The organism is Mesorhizobium sp. WSM4848, from assembly GCF_055811375.1.
Map to the genome: position 1 here is coordinate 1 of NZ_JBVVPX010000135.1, position 339 is coordinate 339.

The 339-nt window shown below is 64.9% G+C and carries 1 pseudogene; it reads left to right on the forward strand.

Annotated features, from left to right (window positions below):
- Nucleotides 1-41 precede the first annotated feature (41 nt).
- Nucleotides 42-339 (forward strand): annotated as a pseudogene (locus AC0L16_RS33655) (hypothetical protein); the annotation flags it as partial.

The window sequence follows — 339 nt, forward strand, 5'->3', positions numbered from 1 at the left end:
TCCGCGCCGAGCGAAAAGCTCTCTTGTCGGCAACGGACCAGTTGAGCCGTTTACCCGATGACGTTCTTGGCGACATCCGCATCTCACGTGACGAAATCATGTGCGCTTTGCGAAGCCGCGCCATCCGTCATGCGGAGGCAGGCGCGGCCGGCACGACGATCGAGCGCACTAGGATCGCTTCGGCCTCGATCCCGAAACGGTTTGGCCGCCGGCAGTGGCTACGCCTCGGCCGAGATCCCCTTTGGCTGGTCCACGAGCGCGCGATCGAGCCTTACATCGCGGCTTCGACAAGCAGCGGCGCGCGGACGGGACCTTCGAACGGCACTACACCTGCGACCC